The following is a 25,331-nucleotide window of genomic DNA, read 5'->3' as shown; positions in this document are numbered from 1 at the left end:
CGAAGAAGATCGCCTTCAACCCCCGCCGATCCAGCTCCTCGAGCACGAGGGGGGTCACTTCGAGGTCGGGGCCGTCGTCGAAGGTGAGGAGGAGCTCGTGCGCATCGGTCGCCTCGGGCGGAGCCGGCGCCGGGCTCTCGGGCATATGGGCCAAAGCCTTGCGCTTCAGAAACCGCGGGAACTGGGGCGCCTGCTCCGTGTCCTCGCCCTCCTCCGGCTCGAGGGCGCGGACGGTGGTCCGAAACGAAGCCGATGACCGCTCGGACTCCTGCACGCGTCCGCTCCCGCCCCCCGGCAGGGGCAGGATGAGGGGCAAAAGGCCCGCAATGAGGACGAGGACGAGGCGCACGCCCCGCCATTTTAAGGCCTTCGTCACCTCGAGCGCAAAGACGAAGGCCCCTTCACCGGGCGATGAAGGGGCCGGACCCTGCTCGCTGGGGCGCGCAGGTGGCGTACAAGGGCTACTGTGCGGCGTCCGCACCGCCGTCGGACGCGCCCCCATCGGGCGCGCCGCCGTCGACCGGCACGGGCGGGCCGCCGAACGGCAGGTTTACGTAGTAGATGCCGTCGGACGGGAAACCCTGGTCGATCTGAACGAGCATCAGGTTGTAGGCCGGCAGCGTCATGCTGTAGATGCGGCTCGCTTGGTCCTGAACCTTCACAGGTCCCGTCACGGGCCAGGTTTTGCCATCGGGCACGCGGGCATAACGGAGGCTCACGATATCGATGTCCGTGTCGTCGCTGAAGATGATGCCTTCGTCGTTGACCGTGAACCAGAAGTCGATGTCGTTGGCGTACTGCTGTTTGCCGGAGCAGTCAGCGGGGTTGGCCACCATGCCCTTGCCAACGAGGACGTTCGGGTCCACATCGTCGACCCAGAACACCAGGCCCGCCTTGTCGAGGAAAGGCGTGCCGTAGAGGTCCGTGGCGAGGCGCGTCTGCAGGGCACAGGAAGGGGCGGGGGCCTGCGCCGTTGCTTCTTCGTTGCGGGCCACGTAGGCGTCCGCAAGGCCCGTCTGCTCGTTGATGTTGCGGTTGAAAAAGGTGTACCGCAGGTCGTTCGATACCGTGGCGCTGGCGATGCTGGCGGCGATGAGCACGCTGTCCTGTGGAGCGCTCCGGTCACGGATGAAGCGTAAAGTGCCTCGGTTCTGCGCTACCTCGGTGAAAAGACCGACGCCCCTGTCCGTGTCGGTCCCGTCCGACAGCAAGAGGAAGGCACCGACGTTTGGGTTCATGACCACCGGATTCGCGCCCATGGGGTAGTCCACCATGGTGAGCGCGCCCTGGGTGTCCCCCTGGTCGCTGTAGTTGAAGCCATTCAGGAAGTAGAGCTTTTGCCCGTCCCGGGCGAACTGCCACCGGGCCGCGCCGACGACGAGGGGCGCATCGGGTCGGTTCCCGCTAGGTACGGCCTTCGCGGGCAGCTCGGCCGTGGGATAACACCACAGGCTCTCCGCATCCGTGCTCGTTCGGCCGGTGGAGTAACAGAACTGCTTGGCGTCGCGCGAAAACCCGGCCCGCCATTTGGTGACGTCGTTGGCCCGGAGCGCATGAATGCGGTCGACGCGCGGAAGTGGTTGACCCCCGGCCGCCGGAAGCGGGCCCGCGCGCAGGTCGAACTCGAGGGGCTGCGTAACGTCGGGCTCGATGTTGTCGAGGCACAGCGCTGCCTCACCCCTGAAGTGTCCCGCGCAGGTGACGCCCTTGCTGGTCGAGATCTGTCGCGGTGCTGGCCACCCGGGCCGCCACGCGAAGATCGGGCCTTCGTAAAGGTCCGTATTGGCCGACGTCGCATCGGCGTGGAAGATGAGCGTATCGCCGTCGAAAGTGTGGGCGAACGGGTGGCGAGGCCCCACGGAGGGCGTGCCCGTCCATAGGTTGCCCGTGAGGCGAAGGCAGTTTGGGTCCGTGCCCGTGCACTGCACGGGGGTGCCCGCGGCCACGGCGGTGACGTTGACGACCCACAACTCCTCGCGCCCAAGCTCGGTGCCCTTCGAAAAACCACACCACCTGTCCCCGGGGGCGGGCTCTTGGTTGGTGCAGCTCGAAAGGCCCGAGCCCACCAAAGCCACGCGCCCCGTGAGGGGAAGCTTCTTCATGACCTGCGAGATCATGGGCTCCGTGCGGGGAATGCGCGCGTCGACCCCGCCCACCTTGGGGGCGTCGCCTCCCAGGCTGGTCCCGCCCTCGCGGGCTCCCGCATCGAGACCGCCGTCACCGGCTGCTTGCCCCGTCCCCCCGCTGCCGTCGCAGCCCGCAAGCCCTGCCACGAGACCGCCCAATAGACACACTGTGTGCAAGCCGCTGCGGCGGCCGAGCCTTCCGTCGTACTGCATTCGTCCTCCTTGGAGTCGGAGCATTGGACCCCAACTTCGCTTCGTTGGGCAAGGACGATGACGCTTTTCACAACGAATTGCGGAGGCCGTGCGCCTCCCTGGGCGGGTGTGGTCCCGCAGGCGAGGCGGCTGCGTCCCGACGAGCAGCCGCTCGCGCGCGCGGCGGTCAAAAGGGGATGTCGTCGTCGCCGGCGGGCATGTCCATGTCGTTGCCCGCGGGAGGGGCGTCATCGCCCTCGGGGCCCGCGCCCCAGCGGCGACCGCCTCCGGAACCCCCGGGCGCGCCACCAGCCCCACCGGAAGCACCCCCGGCTCCGCCGGTTCCGCCGCCCAGGAACTTGACGCGCTCGGCCACAACCTCGGTGGAGTAGCGTTTGTTGCCCTCTTTGTCGTCCCAGGAGCGGGTCTGCAGGCGCCCTTCGACGTAGACCGAGCGCCCCTTGGCGAGGTACTTGTTGCAGTTTTCGGCCTGGTCCCCCCACACCGTCACCCGGTGCCATTCGGTCTGTTCTTGCTTCTGCCCGGCCTTGTCCTTGAAGACCTCGCTCGTCGCGATGCGAAGGCTACACACGGGCCGATTTCCGTTCGGCGTGTAGCGCAGCTCGGGGTCGGCACCCAGGTTTCCGATGAGAATGACTTTGTTGACGCTTGCCATGATCTGTTCTCCTGCCGTTCGGCGGGGCCCGAAGGGCGCACCGCAGGTATCGCTTGGAAGCCGTGTCACGGTCAATCGTGAACACCTCGCTTCGACAGAGGGCTTCGTCTCGGCGTTTGAAATCGTTGCGCGAAAAACGGCTCCGCGCGCCCGCGTGAGTTAAGGTTTCTCTTTGACCCCGAAACGCCGCTTCGTCCGCTTCGCGCAGCTGGTGTCGGCGGCCTTGCTGGTCGCGGCGGCGGGGTCGGGTGCGGCTGCGCCACGGGCGCGTGGCGATGCGAGCCCCACGAGCTTGGCGGTGCAGAAGCTGGGCGAGGGGGTCCGGGCCTTCCGGGCGGGGGCGCATGCGGCCGCGGCACGCCATCTGCGGCAGGCGCTCGAGGGTCAGGTCCGGAACCAGGACTACGCCACCCACTACCTTGCCGAAAGCCTGGCAGCGCTGGGAAAGACGGGCGAAGCCATCCGCCTCTTCGAGCGGGTTGCGCATGTACGCGGCTCCCGGTTTGCGAACCCCGCCCGCTGGCGCGCCGTCGACCTGCGCTGGGAGGCGGGTGAACGCTCTTCGGCGGCCCGGCAGTACGAGCGGCTCGTCTCGACCCGGGTGCCGGGGGGGGATCGCGCCAAGGCTCTGGTACGGGTGGGCGAGGACGCGGCGGCCCGGGGGGCTCCTGCCGCCGCGCGCGCCGCGCTCGAAAAGCTGCTGGTCGATGACCCCTCGCACCCCCTTGTGCCTGAAGCAGAGCGCCGGCTGGTTCAGCTCGACGACGCGCCCGAGGGCTCCCCCCACGTGCTCTCCCCGCGCTTGCGGCTCGCGCGGGCCCAGCGGCTCTCGGACCGTCGCCGCTGGGACGAGGCCATCTCGGAGCTGGAGGCCCTCGCGGTGCCGCCCGAGCTCGAGGCCGAACGCGCCTTCGTGCTCGGGCAAGCCAAGTACCGGTCCCGCAAGAACTACGGGGACGCCGCCCGGTTGCTGGCCAGCGCCGCGCAAGGGTTGTCGGGCGAAAAGGCCACATGGGCTGCGTTCCACGCCGCGCGCGCGCTATCGCGGGCCGATCGAGACGACGAAGCGATCGCGGCCTACCTGGCATTTTCGCGCGCGTACCCCCGCGCCACGTACGCGGCCGAGGCGCAGTTTCTGGCGGGCTGGCTCGATTTCAACAGGGGTCGCTTCGCCGAGGGCATCCCCGCGCTTGCGGAGACCTTGCGCCGCTTCGGCAAAACGCCCTACGCCGCCGATGCGGCCTGGTACCTCGCCCTGAGCGCCTACTTCCAGGGCGACGCCCGCACGGCGCTCACTCACCTCGACGAGTTCGCGGCAAGGACGCGGGATGGGAAACGGCGGCGCATCTGGCCTGAAGATCGGGTGACCTACTGGCGGGCCCGTTGCGAGCAGACGCTCGGACACGACGACGTGGCCCGATCGCTCTACACGAAGCTCGTGGCCGCGGAACCGCTGCGTTGGTACGGCCTGCTCGCGGCGGCGCGGCTGGCCGCGCAGAATCACGACGTGCCCCTGGCCTTGCCGCGCGGCGAGGCCCCCTTGGCCCCTCTCGATCGCAAGGCCCGGCGCGATCCTGCGCTCCTGCGGGTGGACGAGCTTTTGGCCGCGGGGCTTCCTCACGACGCCGGGCTCGAGCTCGAAAGTGGCGCCGAGGGTGTGCTCACGCGGCTCGGCCGGGAACGAGGCCTCGCCGCCGTGATCGATCGCTCCCAGGCGGCGGGCGTCTGGGCCAAGGCTTACCGCTTGGCTGACGTCCTTGGCAGCCGCGCCCTCGGGGCGGCGCCGGAGGGGGCTGTCCGCCGGATTTGGCAAACCGTGTTTCCGCTCGCTTATCGTCCACTGGTCGAGACGTACGCGGCGGCCGCCGGCAACCCCGATCACTATCTCTACGCCATCATGCACAAGGAATCGGGCTTCGATCCGAACGTGGTCTCGTACGCAGACGCCCGGGGCTTGCTACAGATGATCCCTCCCACGAGCCGGCGCGTGGCGGCGTCCCTGGGTGAGCCCTTCGCCGACGAGACTCTCCTGGATCCCGAAACCAACATACGCCTGGGGGCGCACTACATCGGCGCGCTCTACCGCAAGTTCAACGAACAGGTGCCTCTGGCTGCGGGCTCGTACAACGCAGGGCCGAACGCCATGGCCAGGTGGCTCGACCGCCACGGCGCCCACCCGCTCGACGAGTTCGTGGAACTCGTGTCCTACGAGCAGACCCGCGAGTACATCAAGCGGGTGACGGGCATCTACGCGCGCTACCGCTACCTTTACGCCCAGGAGCGCTACCTCCCGAACCTCGAGATCAACGCGCGCTACCGCGACGACGGCCCCAACTACTAGGGCCGCCGACGCGGCCTCCCTGCCGGCCCCCGGGCGCGCTATACTCCCTGGGATGGCGCGGTTTACGGGGTTCGTTCGTCTCAGCGACTTGGAAGGTGGCGTGCTTCAGCTCGAGGCCGACGATGGCACCGTGTACGAGCTCGAAGGCGACGTGGGCGAGCAGTGGGCGGGGCGGCGGGTGGTGATCCAGGGCTCGGTCGATCGCAACGCCCTGTCGTTCACCATGACGGGGCCCCGCTTGCTGGTCCGCTCGGTGTCGGCTTCCTGAACCGGCGGCCGCCACGCGTCGTGCAGCCGTTTACTGCAAGATGCGTTTGCCCACCTGGATGCGCACGTTCGGTGCCAGGGTTGGGGGCGCTTCTATGATCACCGCATCGCCCACCTCGAGCCCTTGCGCCACGAGGGCCTCCTCTGGTCCGCGCTCAGCCAGGGACACGGCGCGCACCTCGGCCCGGCCCGAGGGGGCCGCGACGAAGAGCCGCTCGGTGTTACCCACCTGCACCACCGCGCGCGCGGGCACGGCGAAGACACCGTCGTAGCGGGCCCGCGCCAGGGCCACCGTCAGCCCCTCGGTGTCGGGGGCCTCGGCCGGCAACTCTATGGCCAGCGCCTCGGGTTCGTCGCCGGGCACGAACGCACAATCGAAGGGTTTGTCCTGCACCAGGGCCCGGCAGAACGCCAAACGCTCGGCTTGTGCCATCTCGTCCTTGGTCAATCGAAACACGCCGCGCACCTTGCGGCTTTGCAGAGCAAAGACCGGAGCGCCGGGTCTGAGACGCTCCGGGGCCGAAGCCAGCACCCGCTCGATGACGCCGCTCGACGGGGCCACCACGGCCAGCTCACGGAAGGCCCGAAAGGCCTCGTCGAAGGCGCGCTGCTTGTCTTTGAGCTTCAGCTCGGCCTGGCGGGCCTCGGCCTTGTTTCCCTCGGCCGTCATCGTCTCGAGCATCTGCTGGTAGTAGGCGATCCGTTCGCGCAGGTGGTCCACCTCTTTGCGCAGCTTTTTGCCCTCTTCGGTTACAGCCAATACGTCCCCGGGCGCAAACCGCATCCCGGCCTCGCGGACCTCTGCCAGCTGACCGCCCGCAGGCAAGGACAGGGTCGCGGCGGCGGCCGCCTGCAGGGTGCCCGTCGTTTCGAACCACCGGTACACCGCCACCGGGGCAGGCAAGACCGTCGTCACCGACACGGGGCCCGCGGGAGGGGCCAGGACGAACCTGAAGAGAGCAAATCCGATACCCACGGCCAGCGCAATGGCCACGAGGGCCCACACCCAAAGCCGTCCGGGGCGGTGCCCAGTCGGGGACGAAGAGGGACTCGGTGAAGAAGGCGCCTCGGGGGCGGCTTCAGGCAACGGGAAGGGATCGTCGAAGCGCGCCGCGGCCGCCATGATCTCCATGGTCATCCGGGGCGAAGCCGCCGTGCCGAAGGGAAGACCGGGGCCCGAGGTCTCCTCAGGCTCGGCCTCGGTCTCGGCTTCGATCACGGTCTCCCCCGTCTTCGCACGGGAGACGGCGAGCAGGTCGGAGAGGCTGTTCATGAGGGCCGTGGGCTCTGCCTCGTGCCACGAGGCCGCGCGTTGCCGTTGTTCGCTGTCCACGGGCAGCTCCGCGGACACGGATCGGGAAGCGCCGAGACCCGGTCCGAGGAGCGAGGGCCGGCCAAGGCCCGCGGTGGGTTCGTTCTCGAACGCGTCGAGGTCTGCCGCCTCGGCCGAATCTGCGCGCGGCAGCGAAGCCGTGGCAGGGTCGGGGCCGGGCGCGACAGGGCCCTTTCGCACGGGCGGCGGAGCGTCCGCAAACGCCCCGGCCTCGAGCAGCTCCAACTCAGCCAAGCCGGCAGCGAAGGCCTCGATTTGCGCCGGCGTGAGCACGAGGTCGTGTTTGTCCCGCACCGTTGCGCATACTTGCTCCCACGTTTTGCCATCAAGCTCGAGCGCAACTTGATGCTCGAACTCGTAAAGCCGGAAGGCTTCGCCGCCCGGGCGCTTCACCTCGAAAAACGTGTAGCCGTCCGTCTCCACCCGCTCGACGGGGAGATCCCGCCGAAAGCGCACCGCGCCGCTATCCATGGGGAGCATCATGACTCCCCCTGCGATTTGTCGCCAGCTTTAGCGCAAGCGGGGCGAAGCTGAGTCAGCCCTGCGGGAGCCGGCCCGTGACCGCAGCGAGCTCGCGCAGCCGATGCATCGTCGCCCGGTCGGTGGTGAGCGTCTCCAGGCTCATCGGCATACGATACGTCCAGTTCGCGGGTGAAACGCTCCCCGGCAAGTTCACCCGCCCCTCGAGGCCGAGCGCGTCCTGGAACGGGACGAGCACCAAGCGGGACGGCGCCTCGTAGACCAGGCGCAAAAGGGCATCCCGCAGCGCGGCCGTGTAGCCCGCATCCGGGCCGAAGGGCTCGAGTCCGGGCAAGCGCAAGATCGCCTCTCGCTCGGCGTGGGGTAGGGTTTGCCACCATTCCTTTTGGGTGTCGGTGTCGTGGGTGCCGGTCGTTGCCACCGAAACCTCGTCCCACTGACGAGGGTCCCGGTAGATGAGCTCGTCTCGCTCCCAGCGCAGCACCTTGAAGCCCGGGATGCGGAGCTCCTTCAAGCTGGCGCGGACGAAGGGCGGAATGACTCCCAGGTCCTCGGCCAGGATGTCTCCCGCCGCGCGGAAGGCCTCGAGCGTGGCGCGACCCTGGGCACGCTGCGAGGGCTCATCGGGGGGAAGGAAGCCTGGCGGCTCACCGGTGTGGGTCTGATAGTAAGAACGGAAAAGACCCACGACATGATCGATGCGCCACATGCCGCACAGTCGGCTCGAGCGCTCCGCCCGCGCGCGGAGCCAGGCGTAGTCGTGCCTCTTGAGGAAGTCCCAGTCATAGACCGGAAGCCCCCAGTCCTGCCCTTCGGCCGAGAACTCGTCAGGAGGGGCGCCGAGGCGCAGGTCGAGGCGGAAGGCACGTTGGTTGGCCCAGACGTCGGCGGCATCGCGCGAGACCACGAACGGCAAGTCACCCGCGAAGCTGACACCACGCCGGTTCGCTTGCTCTCGGGCTTCGTGCCACTGGAGCGTGAGCTGCCACTCGACGTACTGGCGGTAGCTCACCCACGTGGCCAGCTCCCGGCGGGCGGCCGCCAGTGCCTCCGGCTCTCGGTCGCGCACGGGTTGGGGCCACGCGGCCCAGTTGGGAGAGTGTTGCGTGGCGAGGGCGTGGTAGAGCGCGTAGTCGTCGAGCCAGTGGGCCTCGTCGCGGCAGAACCGCTCGAACGCTTCGTACCGTGGCGTCCCCGGGGCCGTACGGGTGAAGTGCTCGTGAGCCCGGCGCACGGCGGTGCTCTTGAGCGCGCGCACCTCATCCCATGAAACCCGCTCGGCCGCGCGGCAGGCCACGAGACGTTCCCGCTCGGACGGGCCCAAGACCCCCGCCTCCCCCCCGAGCGCGCGGAAGTCCTCGCAGGCATCCAAACGCAAAAACACGGGGTCGAGCGCGAACGCCGTCACGGCGCCGTAGGGGCTCGTCTCCCCGGGCCACACTTCGTGAAAGGGCAACAGCATCACCGCCGAGAACCCCGCGTCGGCGGCCCACCCACTGAACGGAATGAGATCCGGGATCTCCCCCACGCCCCACCCCGCGTCCGAGCGCAGGGAAAAAAGCGGCATCACCACCCCGGCGCTTCTCCTCGACGGCTGTATCGACATCTGCGGAGACTATGGCCTGCAACCGCGAATCCCGAAAGGGGGTGAGCCGTGCGGGGAGGCTCGAAAAGGGGCCGAAACCCGCTGTTTTGTGGGCCGTCTTGCCATTTCGGACCCAGGGGGTGTCCAGGAATTATTCCTTGTCAGACTCGGGGCCTCGTGGTAGCGAAAGGCCCCTGGCTTTCCCCCTGGGTACCCCCGTGCGCCCTGCTGTGGATTTAGAAAAATTAGTTGCCCTGGGTCCGCGACTTTACGGTCTAAGGATCACACCCATCGTCCCCAACGTCGTCCCTCGGGACTGCTGTACCGACCACATTCTACCCGGACTTAGAGCGAGGCTCAGATGAAGCGTTTCGTTGCGCGCGCCCTTTTCGCATTCGCCATCTGCTCCCTTCCCTCCGTCGCTTTGGCACAGCTGACGGGTACGATTCAGGGAACGGTGTTTGACGAAGGCGGCACCCCCGTCAAGGGCGTCAAGCTGGTCGCCACGTCTTCGACCAACATGGGCGAGCGCAGCGTCTTCTCGAACTCGGAAGGCTCCTTTCGCATCATCGGTTTGATGCCGGGCGACTTCCAGGTGACGGCGTCAGCCCCTGGTTTGAAGACGAAAACCCAAAAGGGCATCCCCGTCGGCACGAGCGGCCCCTCCGAGATCTACATCATCATGGAGGTTGCCCAGAAGGAGGAGCCCGACGACTACGTCATCGAGGCGAAGGCTCCGGTGGTCAACACCACGTCCCCCCAGGTGGTGGAAAAGTTCGACGCGCAATTTTTGGATAACCTGCCGCTCGAGAGCCGCAGCAGCGTTCAGGACGTCATGGCCAACAACGTGGCTGGTACCGTGGGCCAGCGGGTCCGTGGCGGCACCTCGGCCTCCAACTCGTACCAGCTCGAAGGCTTCGAGGTGAATAACGTCGAGGGCGGACGCGGCCAGATCATCACCTTCCAGAGCTTGGCCAACCTCGAGATGCAAACGGGCGGCGCCAGCGCCGAGAACTCGAACGCCTCGGGCGCCGTCATGAACGCGGTCACGAAGTCCGGGTCGAACAAGTACGAGGTGGAAGTCAACGGGTTCCACGACAACTCGCAAATGCGGTTTTTCCTGGACGAGTTCGATGGCCGCAACTTCGCGATGAACTCCAGCCTGGCGGTGAACCTCTCCGGGCCGATCGTCAAGGACCGCCTGTGGTTCTTCACCACGGTCGAAGGCCGCAACACGATCACGGACCGGGGCCGGGACCCCGTGGGCCTGCGCCCCGATCCGCCGCGCCGGTCGGACAACTCGTTCCGGTCGAACGGCAAGCTCACCTGGCAGATCACGCCGCGGAACAAGCTTCAGGCCGTCTACATCTTCAACCGCGACTACTTCAAAAACGCCGCTGACGGGTTCAACCAGGACCGTGACGCCCAGTGGAAGATGGACAATCTGGACATCTTCGCGGGCCTCATCTGGGAATCCATGCTCTCCGACAACCTGCTCTTCCGGTCCCAGCTCGGCGCCCAGCAGTTCAATCAGGACTTCGGGCCCGAGATGTGCCGTGAGGAGCCCGAGGTGTGCGACTCCGTGAACCCTTTGCGGCAGCTCAACCCGGCCTTCGAGTTTCAGAACTATAACACCCACCGCCGCACCACGTCGGGAACGCTCGAGTTCAAAAACACCCTCGAGTACTTCGTCGAAAAGCCCTCGATTGGTAACCACAACATCAAGTTCACGGCCCGGTACAAAGGGGCACGGCTCGAAAACATCGAGACCACCCCAGGTGATGCCATCTACGTCTTCGACGGCGCTGATCCCTTCCAAAAGCGTGAGCTCTTCGTCAACGACCCTCTCACCGAACCGGGCCGGTACGGATGGGCGATCAGCACGTCGCAGTCGAACCTCGTGCAGTTTTCGCTGCAGGACCAATTCAAGCTGCCGAAATACCGATACCTCACGCTCACCCCGGGCGTGGGCGTCCTGGCCAACCGGGCCGAAGACGGCCTCGGCCAAGCCGTCATCGACTTTGCCACTGTGACGCCCAACGTATCGGCCGCCTGGGACGTGACCCACGACGGGCGAACTTCGTTGCGCGCCAGCTTCAGCCAAAAGGTCGACCCGGGCAACTTGAGCATCGCCAACTACATCGGGGCAAGCCGGACGATCAGAGCCTGTCAGTGGGACGACAATGCCCGCGACTTTACGAGAGACTGTAACTTTGAGGGAGGTCTGGGTGGCAAGACCATCGGCAGTCCCTGTGGACCCGACGGCATCAACCCCGACGGGTCGTCCTGTCTTCAGGAACTCAAGGTCCCCCGCACCTGGGAGTACACCGCAGGCGTCGAGCGAGAAATCGTGCAGGGCGTGGGCATCGGCGCCGATTTCGTCTACCGCGATTTCCGCAATCCGTACGAAGACCGTGAAGTCAACGCCATATGGAACGCCGCCGGCACCGACCTCGAGCCCACGGGTCGCTTCAGGGACGGGCGCAACATCCGGGTGTTCAGCCTCGAGACGCCCTCGGAAGCGCGGCGCCGCTACGTCGGTGTCACCACGAACATCCGCAAGCGGGAGGGCGCCTTCAAGATCAACTTCACATACACGTGGAGCAAGTTGACGGGCAACGTGGTGGACGGGTTTCAAAACGCGCTTTTGAACAACCCCGCGCAGGACGTGTTCCAGTTTGGCGACCTCGACGGCGACACCCGCCACTCGATTCGCTCGCAGGCCACCTATCAGTGGAACTCGTGGTTCTCGACGGGCATTACCTACAACTACAGCTCGGGCGGGCCCCTCAACCTCGTCTACTTCAACGCCATCACCGGAAATTTTACCGACTTCCGCGCCAAACGGGGCTTTCATCCGGGCCTACAGCTCAACGATCCCGGCGACGACTACGCCTTTCGGTTGCCGGATCTGCAGACCTTCAACATGCAGGCCCGCGTGAACCTCAAGCCGATCACCCGCTTCAACGCGTCGGTGTACGTGGACGTGCTGAACCTGCTCGCGTTGCGCACGGTGACCGATTACCAAACCCAGGCGACCGCCGTGGGTGGGCTCGCGTTTTCGAACCGACAGGCCCCCTTTCGGCTGCGGGTCGGCTTCCAGTTCAAGTACTGAGGCAGACTCTGGTGTAAATCCCGCGCGCCCTGGACTCGTCCGGGGCGTTCGTGTTTCGAAGGCGCGCGCTTTAGGAAAGTGCACGTGGTGGCGATAGGATGATTCGGCGTACTTTCATGACGAATCACAGGGGTCCAGCGGTCGAGGGACGACGGGTGCTCATCACGGGGGGCGCAGGGTTCATTGGGTCACACCTCGTCGAGCGGCTGGCGCCCAAGAACGAGATCGTGGTGCTCGATACCCTACGGCGGAACGCGCTTGCCCAGGTGGGGCTCGACAGCCATCCCAGGGTGACGGTGATCAAAGGGGACGTGATGGACGCTGCCCAGGTGCGAAAAGCCATGGTGGGCTGCGACACCGTGGTCCATCTGGCCTCGATCGCCGGTGTGGACACGGTGATCAACAACCCGGTGCTGACGATGCGGGTGTCCCTCGAAGGCACCATGAACGTTTTGGAAGCAGCGCTCGAAGTGGGTCATGGCCGCATGAAGCGGGTCATCGACTTTTCGACCAGTGAGGTCTTCGGGCGTTACGCGTTCAACGTAACGGAATGGGATGCCACCACCTTGGGGGCCGTGGGCGAGGCCCGATGGACGTACGCCGTGGCCAAGCTGGCCACAGAGCACCTCGCCATGAATTACTGGAAGCAGTACCAACTGCCTACCTGCTCGATTCGGCCCTTCAACATCTACGGCCCGCGGCAGGTCGGAGAGGGGGCCGTCCATCACTTCATCCTGAAGGCGCTCAAGGGCGAGCCGCTCGGCATCCACAACGATGGCTCGCAGATTCGGGCGTGGTGTTACGTCGATGACATCGTCGAAGGCATCTTGCTGGCCATCACGCGCGACGAGGCCGTGGGGCACGCGTTCAACATCGGCAACCCGCGCTCGACTCTCACCATTCACAGCTTGGCCCGCGAGATCGTGCGGCTGGCCTCCTCGTCGAGTCACATCGAGTTCGTGCCCTGGGATCACCCCGACGTCGAACTGCGCATCCCGAACATCAGCAAGGCGCGCGAGCTGCTCGCGTATGAGCCGCGCATCGATCTCGAAGAAGGGTTGTTGCGAACGGTCTATTGGTACCGGCGTCATCTAAGCGACACGGGGAGTTGAGCGATGTCCGGCCCGCCGGCTTTGTTTGCCGAAAACCTTTCGAAGACCTTCCGTCTGGGCTTCTTTCGCAAGCGCGTCGAAGCCGTGCGGGAGGTGAGCTTCGAGGTGCAGCAGGGGGAAATCTTCGGGTTTTTGGGGCCCAATGGCGCGGGAAAAACCACGACCATGAAGATGCTGATGGGCCTGGTTTTCCCCGATCGGGGGCAGGCACGGGTGCTGGGGCGGCCGGTGGCTGATCGAGAAGCAAAGCGGCGCCTCGGCTACTTGCCCGAGACGCCCTACTTCTACGAGTACCTGACGGCAGAGGAGTTCCTCGATTTCGTGGGTCGGCTCGTGGGACTGTCTGGCGCCAAGACCCGGCAGCGGCGAGACGAACTCTTGGGGCGGGTGGGCCTCGAACACGCCCGCGGACGCCCCTTGCGCAAGTTCTCGAAGGGGATGCTTCAGCGGGTGGGCATCGCACAAGCGCTCATGGGCGACCCCGAGCTCGTCATCCTCGACGAACCGATGACGGGGCTCGACCCGCTTGGGCGCAAGGATGTGCGCGATCTCATGGTCTCCCTCAAGCGGGAAGGCAAGACGATCTTCTTCTCGACGCACATCTTGCCCGACGTGGAGATGATCTGCGATCGGGTTGCTTTGGTGGTAGGGGGACGCACGGTGAGCCAGGGGCCGCTCACGCAGCTGCTCTCGGCCAAAATCGTCGCCACGGAGCTGCTCTTGAGGCCGTCGGTGGATCGGCCCCTCCCCACGCCCCCGCCGGGAACGGACCGGCTCGAAAGCGGCGAGGACATCAGGCTCGACGTGCCGGGTGGCGCCGATGTGGACGCCTACCTGCAGGCCGTTCTGGCATCGGGCGCCCATGTGATGTCCGTGTCCCCTCGCAGAGAGTCGCTCGAGGCCTTCTTCGTCCGCGAGGCCAACAGAGGCATGCCAGGGGAGGAGCAGAGCCGGCAAGCGGAGGGGCGACCGTGACACAGATTTTGGCGATCGCGCTCAACACGTTTCGCGAAGCGGTCCGCAACAAGGTCCTCTACAGCCTGTTGCTCTTTGCCCTTGCGTTGATCTTGGCTTCCTTCTTTTTGGGTGAGTTCACCCTCGGAGAAGGCCTCCGCCTGACCCGCGACCTTGGCCTCTTTGGTGTCGACGTGTTTGGGGTGCTCATCGCCATCTTTTTGGGGGTGAACCTCCTTTACAAGGAACTCCAGCTCAAAACGATCTACACCTTGCTTCCCAAACCCATCGACCGGCATCAATTCGTGCTGGGTAAATGGATGGGCATGGTGATGACCCTCGCCGTGCAGGTCACCGTCATGGGTATGGTGGCGCAGGGAATGTTGCTGCTGCAGGGGGCCGACGTGGAGCCCGCCATGTTGAAGGCCCTGTGGTTGCTCTTCGTCAATGTGGTGGTAGTCACGTCGATAGCGCTCGTGTTCTCGGCGTTCTCGACCCCGTTTCTGTCAGGGCTCTTTGCGCTCGGGCTGTTCATCGTGGGGCGGTCGACGCCCGACCTCCTCGAAATGGGCCGGCGTATGGGAGGGGGGGCTGGGCTCGTCGTGGCGGCGCTCACGAAGCTCATCCCGAACCTTCATTTGTTCTTTCCTTCAGGCACGATCGTGGGAGTGGAGCGCGTGACCGTGCATCAAGCGTTCGTGGACGCTTCGTACCTCGTGTGGACGACGCTCTACGGGTTCGGGTACTCGGCGTTGGCGCTCGGGGCGGCGATCCTCATTTTCAGACGCCGCGACTTCGTTTGAGCCCGCTCATTCGCGCCCGATTTGTGCCAAGGTGCAGACGGTGTCCCTCCGGCCACGAAAGACCTGGTCCCTGCTCGGAACGGCCTTGCTGCTCGCGTTGCTCGTCGTCCTCGGGAGGCTCACCTGGGAGGCACGGACAGGACTCGCGCGGGGGCGCGCCCTCGAGACGGAGGGCGCCACGCTCGAGGCGATCGCGCACCATCTGGACGCCGCGCGCGCCTTCTATCCAGGGAATCCCTATGCGGCCCTGGCCTTCAATCGGCTGGAGACACTCGCGTTTCCCTCGCCGGATGCCCCTCCCAATGCGGACGTCGAGCGGCGTGCGCTCGAAGCTCTGCGAACCGCCGTGCTGGCCACCCGGTCGATCTATCTGCCTCACGCGGCGGCGTTCCGGAAAGCCAACGAGCGGCTTGCCACGCTGTACGCGCGGTGGGAGAGCGTCGGACAGGCGGACACCCCTGAAAGCCTCGCACGACGAGAGAGCTTTCACCGCGACAAACTGAACGCCTTGCCCGGGCCGAGGCCCCTTCCGGCGCTGGTGGCCTTGGCCGGCCTGTTCCTGTGGGTGGGAGGCGCGTGGGCCTTCATGACACGGGGGTTGACGCCGGCGTTGAAGCTCAACCGTGGGCCCGCGCTTGGCGCGGTTTTGGCCTTCGTCATGGGGCTCGCGCTGTTCTTGCTGGGGCTGGCGTGGTGACGAGCGGGTACCGGGGCGCTCAGGGTTTTCTGCGGGCGGCGTCCCTGTGATAAAACAGCCACACGCCAAGGGATGCGAGGCGCGCTTCGCTGGGCTCGTGTCCCTTCCCCGTTACCTTCGTCGAGGGGCCCGCGCGCGGCGGATTCCCATCACTGCACCCTGAGGCTTCGCCTTTTCATGGATGTTCGCTGCGAGCGTTGCGCCACCGAGTACGAGCTCGATGACGATGCCGTGCCTGCAGGAGGCTGTCCCGTCCAGTGCGCGACCTGTGGGCATACCTTCACCGTGTCCCGTGTGCCGGCGGCTGCGATGGCGGAGGCTGCGCTGCCCTCGCCCCCTGCTGCCGAGTGGCTACTCGAGACCTCCGACGGCCGCCTTCACCGTTTCCGAAACCTCACTTCGCTCCAGAAATGGATCATCGAACGCAAGGTGACCCGGGAAGACAAGATTTCGCGCACGGGTCAGGCCTGGCGGCGTCTGGGAGAGATCGTGGAGCTGGCGCCCTTTTTCGACGTGGTCGACGAAGCCGACCGCGCGCGCGCGGCCCGTGCCACGGTGGACGCGCAGAGCCTCAAGAGCGAAGCCGAACGCGCGCGGCGCATCGGCTCCCCTCGACCGAGCCCCGCTGCGGTGGCGAGCCTTTCGGCGGAGCTGCCGGACCGAGGGGCGACCGCCGCCCCGGCGCCGCACAAAGCCCCGCCGGCCCCGCGCAAACCCCCGCCAGCGCCGGAACTCGAAGCCCTCGATCGGTGGTCTGCCGGGGGAGACACACCCACGATGACGGCCGAGGAAGAGCCGTCGACGGCGGTGGTGCCGGTGCGCAGGACGGGGATCCTCGTGTTTGCGTCCCTCGTCGTCGCCGCGGGGATCGGGGCTGTGGTGTGGCTCAAAGGGCCTGGCGTTCTCGCCCCGAAGAGCCCTGCGCCGCCCCCGGCGGGAACGACTGCCTCGACCCTCGCCCTCCCGCAGACTCTGGACCGCCCGCCCGAGGCCGCGCGGCCGGCGCCCCCGCGGCCGGCGCCACCCCCCGCGGTGGCCGCCCCGCCGTCTGCCCCGCCCGTGGCGGTGGTGCCCCCGCCGGCGCCGCGGGCCGACGAGGGCGCGGGTGCGATCGCCGAGCCTACGCACTACGAGCCCCTCGTCGCTGCTGCCGATCGCTTGCTCGAAAATGGTGCGCCGGACAGGGCGTTTCGGCTCTACGACAAGGCGCTGAAGCAAAAACCTCAGGGCGCCGAGGCTTTGGCAGGCCTTGGGTATGTGATGCTCGACAAGTCCCGCCCCAAACCTGCCTTGGGCTTCTTCGAGCGGGCCCTGGCCGAGGCGCCCTCATACGGGCCCGCGCTTTTCGGTATGGGTGAGGCCCTGCGAGCCGAAGGACGCGTCGACCAGGCCATCGAGATGTACCGGCGCTATCTGCAGGTCAACGCGGCGGGTGAAGACGCCCCGGCAGCACGCCGGCAGCTCCAGGTCCTGGAGGACCGAGCCGAAGCGGCGAGCCCGAGCGGCCTTCCCTCTGCCCCCGCGCCGGCCGCCTACGCCCCGCCGTCTACCCCCCCGCCTTCACCAGCGTCGGTGCTCAGCGAGCCCCGCGACCCCTGAGCCCATGGTGCCTGGAACGGGACACGAGGCCCGGGAATCGCGTGCGGGCCTCGGGGCCTTGCCCGGCGGACGCTGGCTGCCCTCGTTGGCGGCCTTGCTCATCCTCACGGGCGGCGCTCTCGCTGTGTACCACCGCCCGGGGGGGCGTGGTTTTTGGGCAGGGACCCACCCGGGGCGCCTCGGCCTCCACGTGGCCGCCGAGCACGCCTTGGCCTGGGGGCACCGGGCTGCGGGCCTGGCGATGGCGGCGGTGATCTTGCGCTGGGCGTTCGTGGCCTGGCGCCGAAAGGCAGGGAATGGGGCCGCCACCCTCGGGTGGGTGGCGCTCCTGGGGGCGGTGCTCGTGAGCGGGTTCCTGGCCCCTTGGGAACGCTACTTGCCCTGGTCGGACGCCGTCACGGTCAACGACCTGGCACCCACGCGTCTCAGCGAAAGCGAAGGCCCTTTCCCGGAGTTGGTCGGGGTTCGCGGACGCTACCCCCTCGAGGCGAACGACCCGGCGTGGCCGGTGGAATCAAGGAGCCGACGAGGCCCCGTCTTTGCGTGGCTGCACGTCCTGGTGGGCCCGCTCGGCGCGCTGGCGGCCCTTTTCGTTCGGCAGGTTCACAGGTCCCGGCATCCGCGTCACCCCGACCACGATGGCGACCGCGCCAAGTAGGGACGCGGCCAGCAGTGAGGGGCTGCCGGGCGCGTAGCCTGCGGCCGCGGTCAAGAGCAGGCCGTACCCGACGAGGCGCAGGGGCGGGGAACCTCCGGCGCACGCAACCAGCGTGTGCACCACGGAGGCGGCTGCCAGGGCGAACGTCACCTGAAACAGCCAACTGCCCGGCGTTCCGGGTGGGACCAGGGCGAGGTTGAGGCCGTGGGCGCCCAGCGCCTCCATGAGGTCGAAGCGGGTCTGCACCAGCGTGAAGGTGATGGCGGCCGTGAGCACGCCGGCAGCGGCAGCCAGCGGCCCGGCCCGGCGGTTCACCAACTCGTCTCTGCGGGGCGCGAGGAGGGGGGCGCTGGCCAACGCGGCGGTGAGCGCGAGCGCTTGCCCAAGACGGCCCACCAGCGTAGCCCCCGCCTCGGCGCCGCGCAGAGCGTCCAGAAAGCTCGCGGCAGCGCCTGCGACGCCCGCCAGCGCGATGAGGGCAAAGCCGGCGGTGCGGCGCCACCGGCGATGGCGCAAGAGCCCTAGCAGGAGGAACAGCGTCATGAAGGCATAGGCAATCTTGACGTAAAGCGCGGATCGACTGCCGAGGGGCCCCCACAACGCCCTTCCGGCGAGCAGCACGAACAGGGCGGCCACGAACACGACGCTCACCTGCAGGGCCCGGGGGAACACCCGCTCGCGGTTGGCGCCCACCGCGAGTGCCATCAGCAGCAGCGCGAGCGAGAGCAGGCCCGACAGGTGGGACAGGAACCCGCCGAGCGCGATGAGGCCCTCGTTCACCCCCGCAGACAACCCGTCGCGCGGCAGGAGCAGGCGCGCCGTGGTCCGGGTCCACACCAGATCCAGCACCACCACCACCGCGGTGAGCGCGGTCAAATTCAGGGTGGCAAGGCGGGGCGACCGGTCAGCGCGGGTGAAGGGACTCGAAGAATCTGGCACGTTGCCGGGAGCATACCCCGCAAGACGCCTGCCGGGCGCGGGATGACCGCAGGGGGGCCTTGGACACGTCCCCCGGGGGTTTGGGGTTTGGCGCCGCCCACGTTATCCTCGTCCCGTGTGGACCGCGCTCCTGCTCTCCGCTTTGGTGGCAGCGCCCGAGGCACAGCGTCCCTTCACCGTGGCGCTGGATCCGGGTCACGGGGGCACCAACCTGGGCGCTATGGGCTTGGGCGAGGGCGTCTACGAAAAGCGTTTGACCCTGCAGATCGCACAGCGGGTGAAGCGGCGGCTAGAGCGACACCGGCAGGTGCGGCTGGTGCTGTGCCGGGACCGCGACGTGCTCGTGCCCATCCGCGCGCGGGTGCGGTGTGCAAACGAAGCGGGTGCCGACCTTTTTTTGAGCCTGCACGCGAACGCTTCACCCGAGGGGCCGAGCCGGGGCACCCAGAAGGGCTTCGAGCTTTACGTGCTTCCCGTCGACCAAGCCGATCGGGAGGCCGCCTTGGCCCTGGCGCGGGCGGGCGACGTCAGCGAGGGGGTGTGGCAGGCGCAGCGGGTTCACCTCTTGGTGGAAACGAGTTTGGAGGCCGCCAAGCGCCTGCAGCTCGAGCTGGCCGACGCGCTCGGGGCCGAGGCCGACCGGGGGGTCAAACAACAGGGCGCCGCGCTCGACGTCCTCCAAGGCCTGCACATGCCCGGCGTGCTCGTGGAGGTGGCCTTCATCGACCACCCCGAGGAAGGGAAGGCCATTACGGACGAGGCCACCCAGGAGCGCATCGCGGCCGCCTTGGCCAAAGGCATCTCCGATCTGGCGGCGCGGGCGCGTCGGGCGCACGCAGACCCCGGCATCACGGGTCACCCACGCCGGCGCTGAGGGCCGGCTCACCGTCGGCCGGAGCGACGCCGCTGCGGGCGCTGCGGCGCTGCCGGAGGTCGACGAAGAAGGCCTTCAGAACCTGAGCGCACTCGTCCGAAAGCACACCGGGCACCACATCCACGCGATGGTTGAGGCGGGGATCGTCGAGCAGGTTGAACAAGGTGCGCGCGGCGCCCGCCTTGGGGTCATCGCATCCGTAGACCACCCGCGCGATCCGCGCGTTGACCATGGCCCCCGCGCACATGGGGCAGGGTTCGAGCGTGACGTACACGTCGGCGTGGCACAGCCGCCAGTGGCCCAGTGACTGCGCGGCGGCCCGCAGCGCGAGGATCTCGGCATGCGCCGTGGGATCATGGTCGATCTCGCGGGCGTTCGCCGCCACCGCCACCACGCGGCCTTCCAGGACGACCACGGCGCCCACGGGCACCTCGCCCTTGACCGCGGCGGCCGCGGCGGCTTCCAGCGCCAGACGCATGTAACCCTCCCGCTCCGACCGCAGCAGCGCCTCGTCGAAGGCGGGGGATTCGGGAGGCAACGGGGCGGTCATGGGCGGAAGACTATAGCGGGGGCGGCGGCCTCGGCAGGCCCCGTCCGAGCGCCACGCGGCGCCGTTGTGTACACTTTTGCGGGTGGCCGAGCTCAGCGAATCGCAGCTTTCCTTCTCGCGTTACGTTCAGGCGGAAAAACGAGCGGCGGAGGCGAGGGTCCGAGAGGGGGCGGCCTACGCCTACGGACCGGAGTTGCGGACGCGCAACCGCCTCGGGCGGGTGCGGCCTGTCGTGCTGGCGCTCGAGATGGGGCTCGCCGAGTTTCAGAAAACGGGGCGCGCGCATCTGCTCGAGGGCGCCGTCGAGGTGGCCAGCGGCCGCTTCGCCGAGGTGGGCCGACAGGTGGCTGCGGCGGCCCGCACCCTGGGGCTCGATCCGCCCCGCGTGTTCATTTCGCCCACGGTCGGCATTCGTGAGGCCTGTGTGTTCGGTACAGCGGAGGAAGCCATGGTCGTGCTGCCCGCCGCCTTCGTCGACCACCTATCTGCCTCCGAGCTGTCAGCCACCGTGGCGAGCGCGCTCGGGCGCATCCACAACCAGCATACCCCCTTGTTGACGACGCTCTGGGTGCTCGACACCAGCGCCCCGGCGGCTTTGCGCTGGGTGGGAAAGTCAGCGGCGGTGGTGCTGGGCGCGTGGGCTCAGGGGGCGGACGTCACCGCGGACCGTGCCGCCTTGCTGGTGACGCGCAACCTCAACGCCACCGCCAGCGCGCTCGCCAAGCGCCTGGGAGGGGGGCGGCGCCTGCTGTCTGACATTCGCGCCGAGGACGCCCTGGCGCACGTAGATTCCTTGCAGCCCCACCCCGCGGCAGGGCTCGACGCTGTGGCCTGGACGCTATGGCGCCGGCGCGTGAAGGCCATGTCCTTGTTCATGGAAACCGCGTTTTACAGAGGCGGCGGGGCGCCCGAAGCGGTCCAGGGTGAGGCGGGGGCCACCCTGACCCTGTCCGCGTGCAACGACATCGTCTCCGACCTCCTGGGAGCCTCCTGATGAGCCATCCTGACTCCGTGGGCCCGAACGGCACCACCTTCGACTTCGTGGCGCGCAAAGCCGCCGCCCGTGAGTGTCTGCTCGCGCTTGGCGATCTGGCGGCGCAGCTGGGGCTCGCCACCACGGCGCGGGATGTGCGGGAGGTGCGGGTGCCCAAGCTCGAAGAAGAGCGCTTCTCGCTGGTGGTGCTCGGGGAGTTCAACCGCGGCAAGTCCACGCTCATCAACGCCTTGATCGGCGAGCGCCTCCTCCCCGCCGCGGCAACCCCTACCACCGCTGCGCTCGCGGAGCTGCGCCGGGGTGAAGCCTTCGGCGCGGCGGCCGTGTTCGAGGACGGCACGAGGATTCCGCTGGATCGCGGGGCCCTCGACGCCTACCTCACGGGCCGCGTGCAGCCCCCCCCCACCTCGCGGGTGGACAGGGTGGAGATTCGCCTCGACGCGCCGGTCTTGGCCAACAACCTCACCATCGTCGACACGCCGGGGGTCAACGACCTGTCCGAACAGCGGGCCGATGTGACCTATGGCTACCTGCCGCGCGCGGACGCCGTGGTGTTTCTGCTGGATGGCACGCAGGTTTTGTCGGCTTCGGAACGCAAGTTTCTGCAGGACAGGGTCCTCAAGGCCGCCCGTGATCGCCTGATCTTCGTCATCACCAAGTGCGATCTGCTCGACGACGCCGAGCGGGCCGAGGTGCTGTCGTTCGCCCGCCAAGAGCTTGCCGCCGTGGCGCCGGATCCTCCCGTCATCGAGGTCTCGGCAAAGCGGGCGCTGGCCGGCGATCGGGACGGCTCGGGACTCGACCGCCTGCAGGCCGCGATCGATCGGGTCTTGGGCGATGACCGTCAGCGGGTGCTGGTGGACCACGCGCTCGACGATGCGGAGCGGCTCGCCCGTTTCCTGCGGCAGAGCCTGGCCATGCGCAAGGCGTCCCTGTCGCTCTCCGACAGCGAGCTCGAGGCCAAGGTGGCCGAAGCCCGTCGGCGGCTCGAAGACGGTCGCAAGGTGCTCGCCGAGGCGAGCCAAACCATTGCCGCGGAGTCGGCCGCCCTGAAGGCGCGGGTGGATGCCGATCGGCGCACCCTGGTGGACGCGCTCGTCAATCGGCTTCCTCGAGAGGTTGCGGCCGCCGAGCCCCACGATGTCGAGCGCTTCCTGGGGCCCTTTCTCGAACAGACCTTTCGGCTCTGGATCGAAGCCGAAGGCAAGCTGGTGGCCGAAGAGCTCGAGCGCATCGCAGAGGCTGCCGTTTCGGTGGCCACCGAGCGGCTCGACGAAGTGGCCGCCGACGTCGGGGAGGCCCTGGGGGCAGCGCGGGAGAGCCTCAGGGTGTCGCGCCCCACGCCCACCTACGAAGCCGGCGTGTTCGCCCTGGGTGCGCTGGGCACCACCGCGCTGCTCTTTGTGAACGTGCTGGCGGGCGGTATGGTGTTCCTCCTGACGCCGGCGCTGGCGTCCTTGGCGCGCGCCCGCGCCGCGCGGTCGGCGGTTGCGGAGGCGGCTCGGCGCGTACCGGAGTTGGTGACCAGCCTCGGCGACGATGTGGGCGCGCGGCTTCGGCAGATCGTCGACGACTTTGCGGGCCGCCTCGACGCCTTCATCGGAGAAGCAGGGGCCGCGCTGGCCCAGGGCATCGCCGAGGTGCTCGAGCGGGCGCAAAGCGATCGAAAACTCGGCACCACGGTGTCCGAACAAGAGGGGCTCGCGCGGGCGGGGGCGCAGCTCAAGACGCTCGAGGAGCGCCTGGTGGATCTGCGCCAGGCGATGTGGCACTGAGGGCGTGCGGGTCTAGGCGCTGCCCGGGCGTGGGGCGGGAGCGAGGCGCTTGTAGGCAAAGGCAAGCCACGCCTGCACCTCGCTCACGTAGAGCTTGTCGAAGGGGCGCTCCGAGGGGCCCCCAGCCAAGACCGTGCGGGCCTCGTCCTGCCCAAGATCCGTGATGAAGCGATAAGACGGGGCGAAGGTCGTTTGCCGGCCGTAGGACCGTAGGACCGAGCCTTGTACGATGGTAGCTCGCGTGCCCGGTAGCTCGATCGGCCCGTGGTCGACGCCCAGGAACCCGGGAAGCTGCCCACCCAGCAGGATGTGCCGCATGGATAGCCGCTGGCGATCACCCCAGGTCGTGCGGGGTTCCTCCTCGAGCCGGGCGAGGGTTTCGCGCACCACACGGCGAAACAGCGCTTCGCGTCCCTCGCCGTGGAACCACGAGTCGTCGCCCGCGAGCAAGATACGGTCAAAGACGTTGTAGTACGAGAAGAGCAGGTGCGTGGTGGTGGCCAACGCCCGCCAGGCCTCGGCTCCGAACACGGGCGCAAACACCTCTTCCAGCAGCGCCTCATAGATGGCCTCGAAGAGCGGCGCGCCCGTGCTTGCCACGTCGTAGCGGCCATCCCAGCTCAGGAGCTCGTGTCCAAGGCGTGTGCCGGGAACGTGCGGGCGGAGCAGGTTCAAGAACACGTGAGCTTGTTCGCTCTCGAGATCCGTTTGGATGCGGGCCATGTCGTCGAGATCCAGCTTGGGCTTTTCGTCGAGCAGTGCCTCGATGCGGGTGCGCCGATACTCGCCTCCGTGAAGGTTGATGGCGAGCGGCCCTCCCGCCTTGTCGTGAGCGCCATTGGCCGTCACCAAGATCCCCTCGGGCGGGTCGACGATTCGGAGCAAAGCGGACCCTGGCCACAGGCCCTGCCAGCGGTTCTCCGGGCGCCAGGCTGGCAGAGGAAACAGGCCTGAGTGAGCCCTCACGGGCAAGGCCCCGGATTGCTGGTAGCCAATGTGCCCCTCACGATCGGCCACGAGCCAGTTGGCCGAAACGCTCACGCGGGACAGCTGGTCGAGTGCGGTCTCGAGCGTCTGGCAGGCCGGCAACCGAACGAGTGCCTCGAACGAGGCGGCGGCGCCCTGGTCGAAAGCCGAGTAAGCCACGGCCAGGTGCAAGCCATCGGGTACGCGGTCGCTGTGAGGATCGTGTTCGATGAGTCCCATCGATGAGCGGAAGACGTGGGTGGTCAAGGGGGGCTGGCCCTTGCGCTCGATCGTCTCAATCCTGTGCGCGAGGGCCTCGCCCGTGGGGGCATCCTCGCGGCGGCAGACGCCCGCGCGCACGTCCTCGATGAAGTGGTCCACCATATCCATGTAGCCGTACGTGAAGCCGTACGACACGTTCATGGTGCGTCCCATCACGAGCCCCGGAAGCCCTGGCATGCTGATGCCCAGGCGGTAGTCGTTGCGGGTGTGCCCCACGTACTCGTACCAAATCGCCGGCAAGCGGTTGACCTCGAGGTGAGGGTCATTGGCCTGCAGCGCTGAGCCCGACACCGATCGCGTGGGGCCCACCGCCCAGTTGTTGCTTGCCATGAGCCGCGGCAGAGGCGACAGGAAGCGCACCTCGGGGGGCAGGGTGTTACCCACGATGCGCACACGCGCGACGAGCGCCACGAGGTCTTCGTCGAAGCCTTCCAGGTGCGGGGCAAAGATGTCCTTGAGACGCTGCAGGTTCACGCCCCCCGCAACGGCTTCGATGATGATCTTTTCCATGTCCTGCTGGCACTGCGCGAGCCCGATGTACGTCATCATCTTGACGATGAGCAAACTGGCATAGGGCTCCCAGGGTTCGGGGCGATAGCCAGCTAGACGAAACTCGAGCGGGCGCCCCCGGACGCGCAGACCGTGGTTCAGTCCCTCCCCATAGGCTTTCAGCACGGCCGCCGATTCGTCACTGAGCGAGGCCAGCTCGGCCTGTGCCGTGCGCATGAACGCCTGGCGCCGCATGAAGATGTCGATGGCCTCCGTCTCTTTCGTGGCCTTGAAGCACGCGCTTAGCCGTCCTTCGCCGATGATGCGCATGGTGCACAGCTGGACGCAGCGATCGTAGGCGTGCGCGAAGCCCAAGGCGGCGGCAAGGCCGATGTCGTCGTCGGCCCACAGTTGCATGACGCCCGCGTCGTTGCGCGCCAGCTTGAAGGGGTGCGCCCCCGCGGTGACCAAAACGGGCGTTCGACCAATTTTCACCCGTTCATCCTACCAGCTCGCCTGTCACC

The 25,331-nt window shown here is 67.7% G+C and carries 18 protein-coding genes; 11 read left to right on the top strand and 7 right to left on the bottom strand.

Annotated elements, in window-relative coordinates; translation table 11 throughout:
* Positions 1-461 precede the first annotated feature (461 nt).
* Together KA712_13575 and KA712_13570 are read right to left on the bottom strand one after the other, a co-directional pair.
* The gene (locus tag KA712_13575; GenBank protein MCG5053988.1) at positions 462-2,339 is read right to left on the bottom strand and encodes a hypothetical protein; all 1,878 of its coding nucleotides are present in this window, start codon (positions 2,337-2,339) and stop codon (positions 462-464) included.
* Between the two features lie 166 nt (positions 2,340-2,505).
* On the bottom strand, positions 2,506-2,997 hold the full coding sequence (locus KA712_13570; protein MCG5053987.1) for a single-stranded DNA-binding protein: 492 nt from the start codon (positions 2,995-2,997) through the stop codon (positions 2,506-2,508).
* A gap of 169 nt (positions 2,998-3,166) precedes the next feature.
* On the opposite strand from KA712_13570, the gene KA712_13565 reads away from it, so the two are divergent.
* Entirely contained in the window at positions 3,167-5,335 is a 2,169-nt protein-coding gene (locus KA712_13565; GenBank protein ID MCG5053986.1) for a transglycosylase SLT domain-containing protein, read from the top strand.
* Positions 5,336-5,387: 52 nt separating this feature from the next.
* Complete coding sequence (locus tag KA712_13560) at positions 5,388-5,603, top strand: hypothetical protein (GenBank protein ID MCG5053985.1); 216 nt, start codon at positions 5,388-5,390, stop codon at positions 5,601-5,603.
* Positions 5,604-5,633: 30 nt separating this feature from the next.
* Here KA712_13560 and KA712_13555 read toward each other — a convergent pair whose 3' ends face one another.
* Both KA712_13555 and malQ read right to left on the bottom strand, forming a co-directional pair.
* Positions 5,634-7,406 carry an efflux RND transporter periplasmic adaptor subunit gene (locus KA712_13555; GenBank protein MCG5053984.1) on the bottom strand — a complete coding sequence of 591 codons (1,773 nt, stop codon included), beginning with the start codon at positions 7,404-7,406 and terminating at the stop codon, positions 5,634-5,636.
* Between the two features lie 64 nt (positions 7,407-7,470).
* Positions 7,471-9,021, bottom strand: coding sequence for a 4-alpha-glucanotransferase (gene malQ / locus KA712_13550; protein ID MCG5053983.1), 1,551 nt, complete (start codon positions 9,019-9,021; stop codon positions 7,471-7,473).
* A gap of 340 nt (positions 9,022-9,361) precedes the next feature.
* Here malQ and KA712_13545 point away from each other — a divergent pair, with 340 nt between their 5' ends.
* The 6 genes from KA712_13545 to KA712_13520 all read left to right on the top strand — a co-directional run bounded on the left by KA712_13545 (position 9,362) and on the right by KA712_13520 (position 17,280).
* Complete coding sequence (locus tag KA712_13545; protein MCG5053982.1) at positions 9,362-12,115, top strand: TonB-dependent receptor; 2,754 nt, start codon at positions 9,362-9,364, stop codon at positions 12,113-12,115.
* A 116-nt stretch (positions 12,116-12,231) separates the two neighbouring features.
* Positions 12,232-13,227, top strand: coding sequence for a GDP-mannose 4,6-dehydratase (locus KA712_13540; GenBank protein MCG5053981.1), 996 nt, complete (start codon positions 12,232-12,234; stop codon positions 13,225-13,227).
* Positions 13,228-13,230: 3 nt separating this feature from the next.
* Positions 13,231-14,202, top strand: coding sequence for an ABC transporter ATP-binding protein (locus KA712_13535; GenBank protein ID MCG5053980.1), 972 nt, complete (start codon positions 13,231-13,233; stop codon positions 14,200-14,202).
* Entirely contained in the window at positions 14,199-14,984 is a 786-nt protein-coding gene (locus tag KA712_13530; protein MCG5053979.1) for an ABC transporter permease, read from the top strand. The genes KA712_13535 and KA712_13530 overlap by 4 nt, the downstream gene beginning before the upstream one ends.
* Positions 14,985-15,024: 40 nt before the next feature.
* Positions 15,025-15,681, top strand: coding sequence for a hypothetical protein (locus KA712_13525; protein ID MCG5053978.1), 657 nt, complete (start codon positions 15,025-15,027; stop codon positions 15,679-15,681).
* A gap of 177 nt (positions 15,682-15,858) precedes the next feature.
* On the top strand, positions 15,859-17,280 hold the full coding sequence (locus tag KA712_13520; protein ID MCG5053977.1) for a zinc-ribbon domain-containing protein: 1,422 nt from the start codon (positions 15,859-15,861) through the stop codon (positions 17,278-17,280).
* A gap of 514 nt (positions 17,281-17,794) precedes the next feature.
* Here KA712_13520 and KA712_13515 read toward each other — a convergent pair.
* Positions 17,795-18,877 carry a hypothetical protein gene (locus KA712_13515; protein ID MCG5053976.1) on the bottom strand — a complete coding sequence of 361 codons (1,083 nt, stop codon included), beginning with the start codon at positions 18,875-18,877 and terminating at the stop codon, positions 17,795-17,797.
* Positions 18,878-18,992: 115 nt separating this feature from the next.
* On the opposite strand from KA712_13515, the gene KA712_13510 reads away from it, so the two are divergent.
* Positions 18,993-19,751 carry an N-acetylmuramoyl-L-alanine amidase gene (locus tag KA712_13510; protein ID MCG5053975.1) on the top strand — a complete coding sequence of 253 codons (759 nt, stop codon included), beginning with the start codon at positions 18,993-18,995 and terminating at the stop codon, positions 19,749-19,751.
* Here KA712_13510 and tadA read toward each other — a convergent pair.
* Positions 19,726-20,229, bottom strand: a complete 504-nt coding sequence (gene tadA, locus KA712_13505) for a tRNA adenosine(34) deaminase TadA (protein ID MCG5053974.1) — start codon at positions 20,227-20,229, stop codon at positions 19,726-19,728. The genes KA712_13510 and tadA overlap by 26 nt on opposite strands.
* A 154-nt stretch (positions 20,230-20,383) precedes the next feature.
* Here tadA and KA712_13500 point away from each other — a divergent pair, with 154 nt between their 5' ends.
* Positions 20,384-21,295 (top strand): hypothetical protein, encoded by a 912-nt coding sequence (locus KA712_13500; GenBank protein MCG5053973.1) that lies wholly within the window; start codon positions 20,384-20,386, stop codon positions 21,293-21,295.
* Positions 21,295-23,070 (top strand): dynamin family protein, encoded by a 1,776-nt coding sequence (locus KA712_13495; GenBank protein ID MCG5053972.1) that lies wholly within the window; start codon positions 21,295-21,297, stop codon positions 23,068-23,070. The genes KA712_13500 and KA712_13495 overlap by 1 nt, the downstream gene beginning before the upstream one ends.
* 12 nt (positions 23,071-23,082) lie before the next feature.
* Here the strand turns inward: KA712_13495 and KA712_13490 are convergent, their stop codons facing one another.
* Entirely contained in the window at positions 23,083-25,302 is a 2,220-nt protein-coding gene (locus KA712_13490) for a penicillin acylase family protein (protein MCG5053971.1), read from the bottom strand.
* Between the last annotated feature and the right edge of the window lie 29 nt (positions 25,303-25,331).

The organism is Myxococcales bacterium, from assembly GCA_022184915.1.
In the GTDB taxonomy this organism is placed as follows: Bacteria; Myxococcota_A; Polyangia; order Fen-1088; family Fen-1088; genus JAGTJU01.
The sequence above is the reverse complement of the archived record's forward strand: the minus strand, read 5'-3'. Positions and strand labels throughout refer to the sequence as shown.

Bases quoted from the DNA above. Each gene is read 5' to 3' on its own strand.
- KA712_13560 (MCG5053985.1), top strand. From the start codon at position 5,388: ATGGCGCGGTTTACGGGGTTCGTTCGTCTCAGCGACTTGGAAGGTGGC.
- KA712_13540 (MCG5053981.1), top strand. From the start codon at position 12,232: ATGACGAATCACAGGGGTCCAGCGGTCGAGGGACGACGGGTGCTCATC.
- KA712_13545 (MCG5053982.1), top strand. From the start codon at position 9,362: ATGAAGCGTTTCGTTGCGCGCGCCCTTTTCGCATTCGCCATCTGCTCC.
- KA712_13520 (MCG5053977.1), top strand. From the start codon at position 15,859: ATGGATGTTCGCTGCGAGCGTTGCGCCACCGAGTACGAGCTCGATGAC.
- KA712_13575 (MCG5053988.1), bottom strand. From the start codon at position 2,339: ATGCAGTACGACGGAAGGCTCGGCCGCCGCAGCGGCTTGCACACAGTG.
- KA712_13555 (MCG5053984.1), bottom strand. From the start codon at position 7,406: ATGGATAGCGGCGCGGTGCGCTTTCGGCGGGATCTCCCCGTCGAGCGG.
- tadA (MCG5053974.1), bottom strand. From the start codon at position 20,229: ATGCGTCTGGCGCTGGAAGCCGCCGCGGCCGCCGCGGTCAAGGGCGAG.
- KA712_13535 (MCG5053980.1), top strand. From the start codon at position 13,231: ATGTCCGGCCCGCCGGCTTTGTTTGCCGAAAACCTTTCGAAGACCTTC.
- KA712_13495 (MCG5053972.1), top strand. From the start codon at position 21,295: ATGAGCCATCCTGACTCCGTGGGCCCGAACGGCACCACCTTCGACTTC.
- malQ (MCG5053983.1), bottom strand. From the start codon at position 9,021: ATGTCGATACAGCCGTCGAGGAGAAGCGCCGGGGTGGTGATGCCGCTT.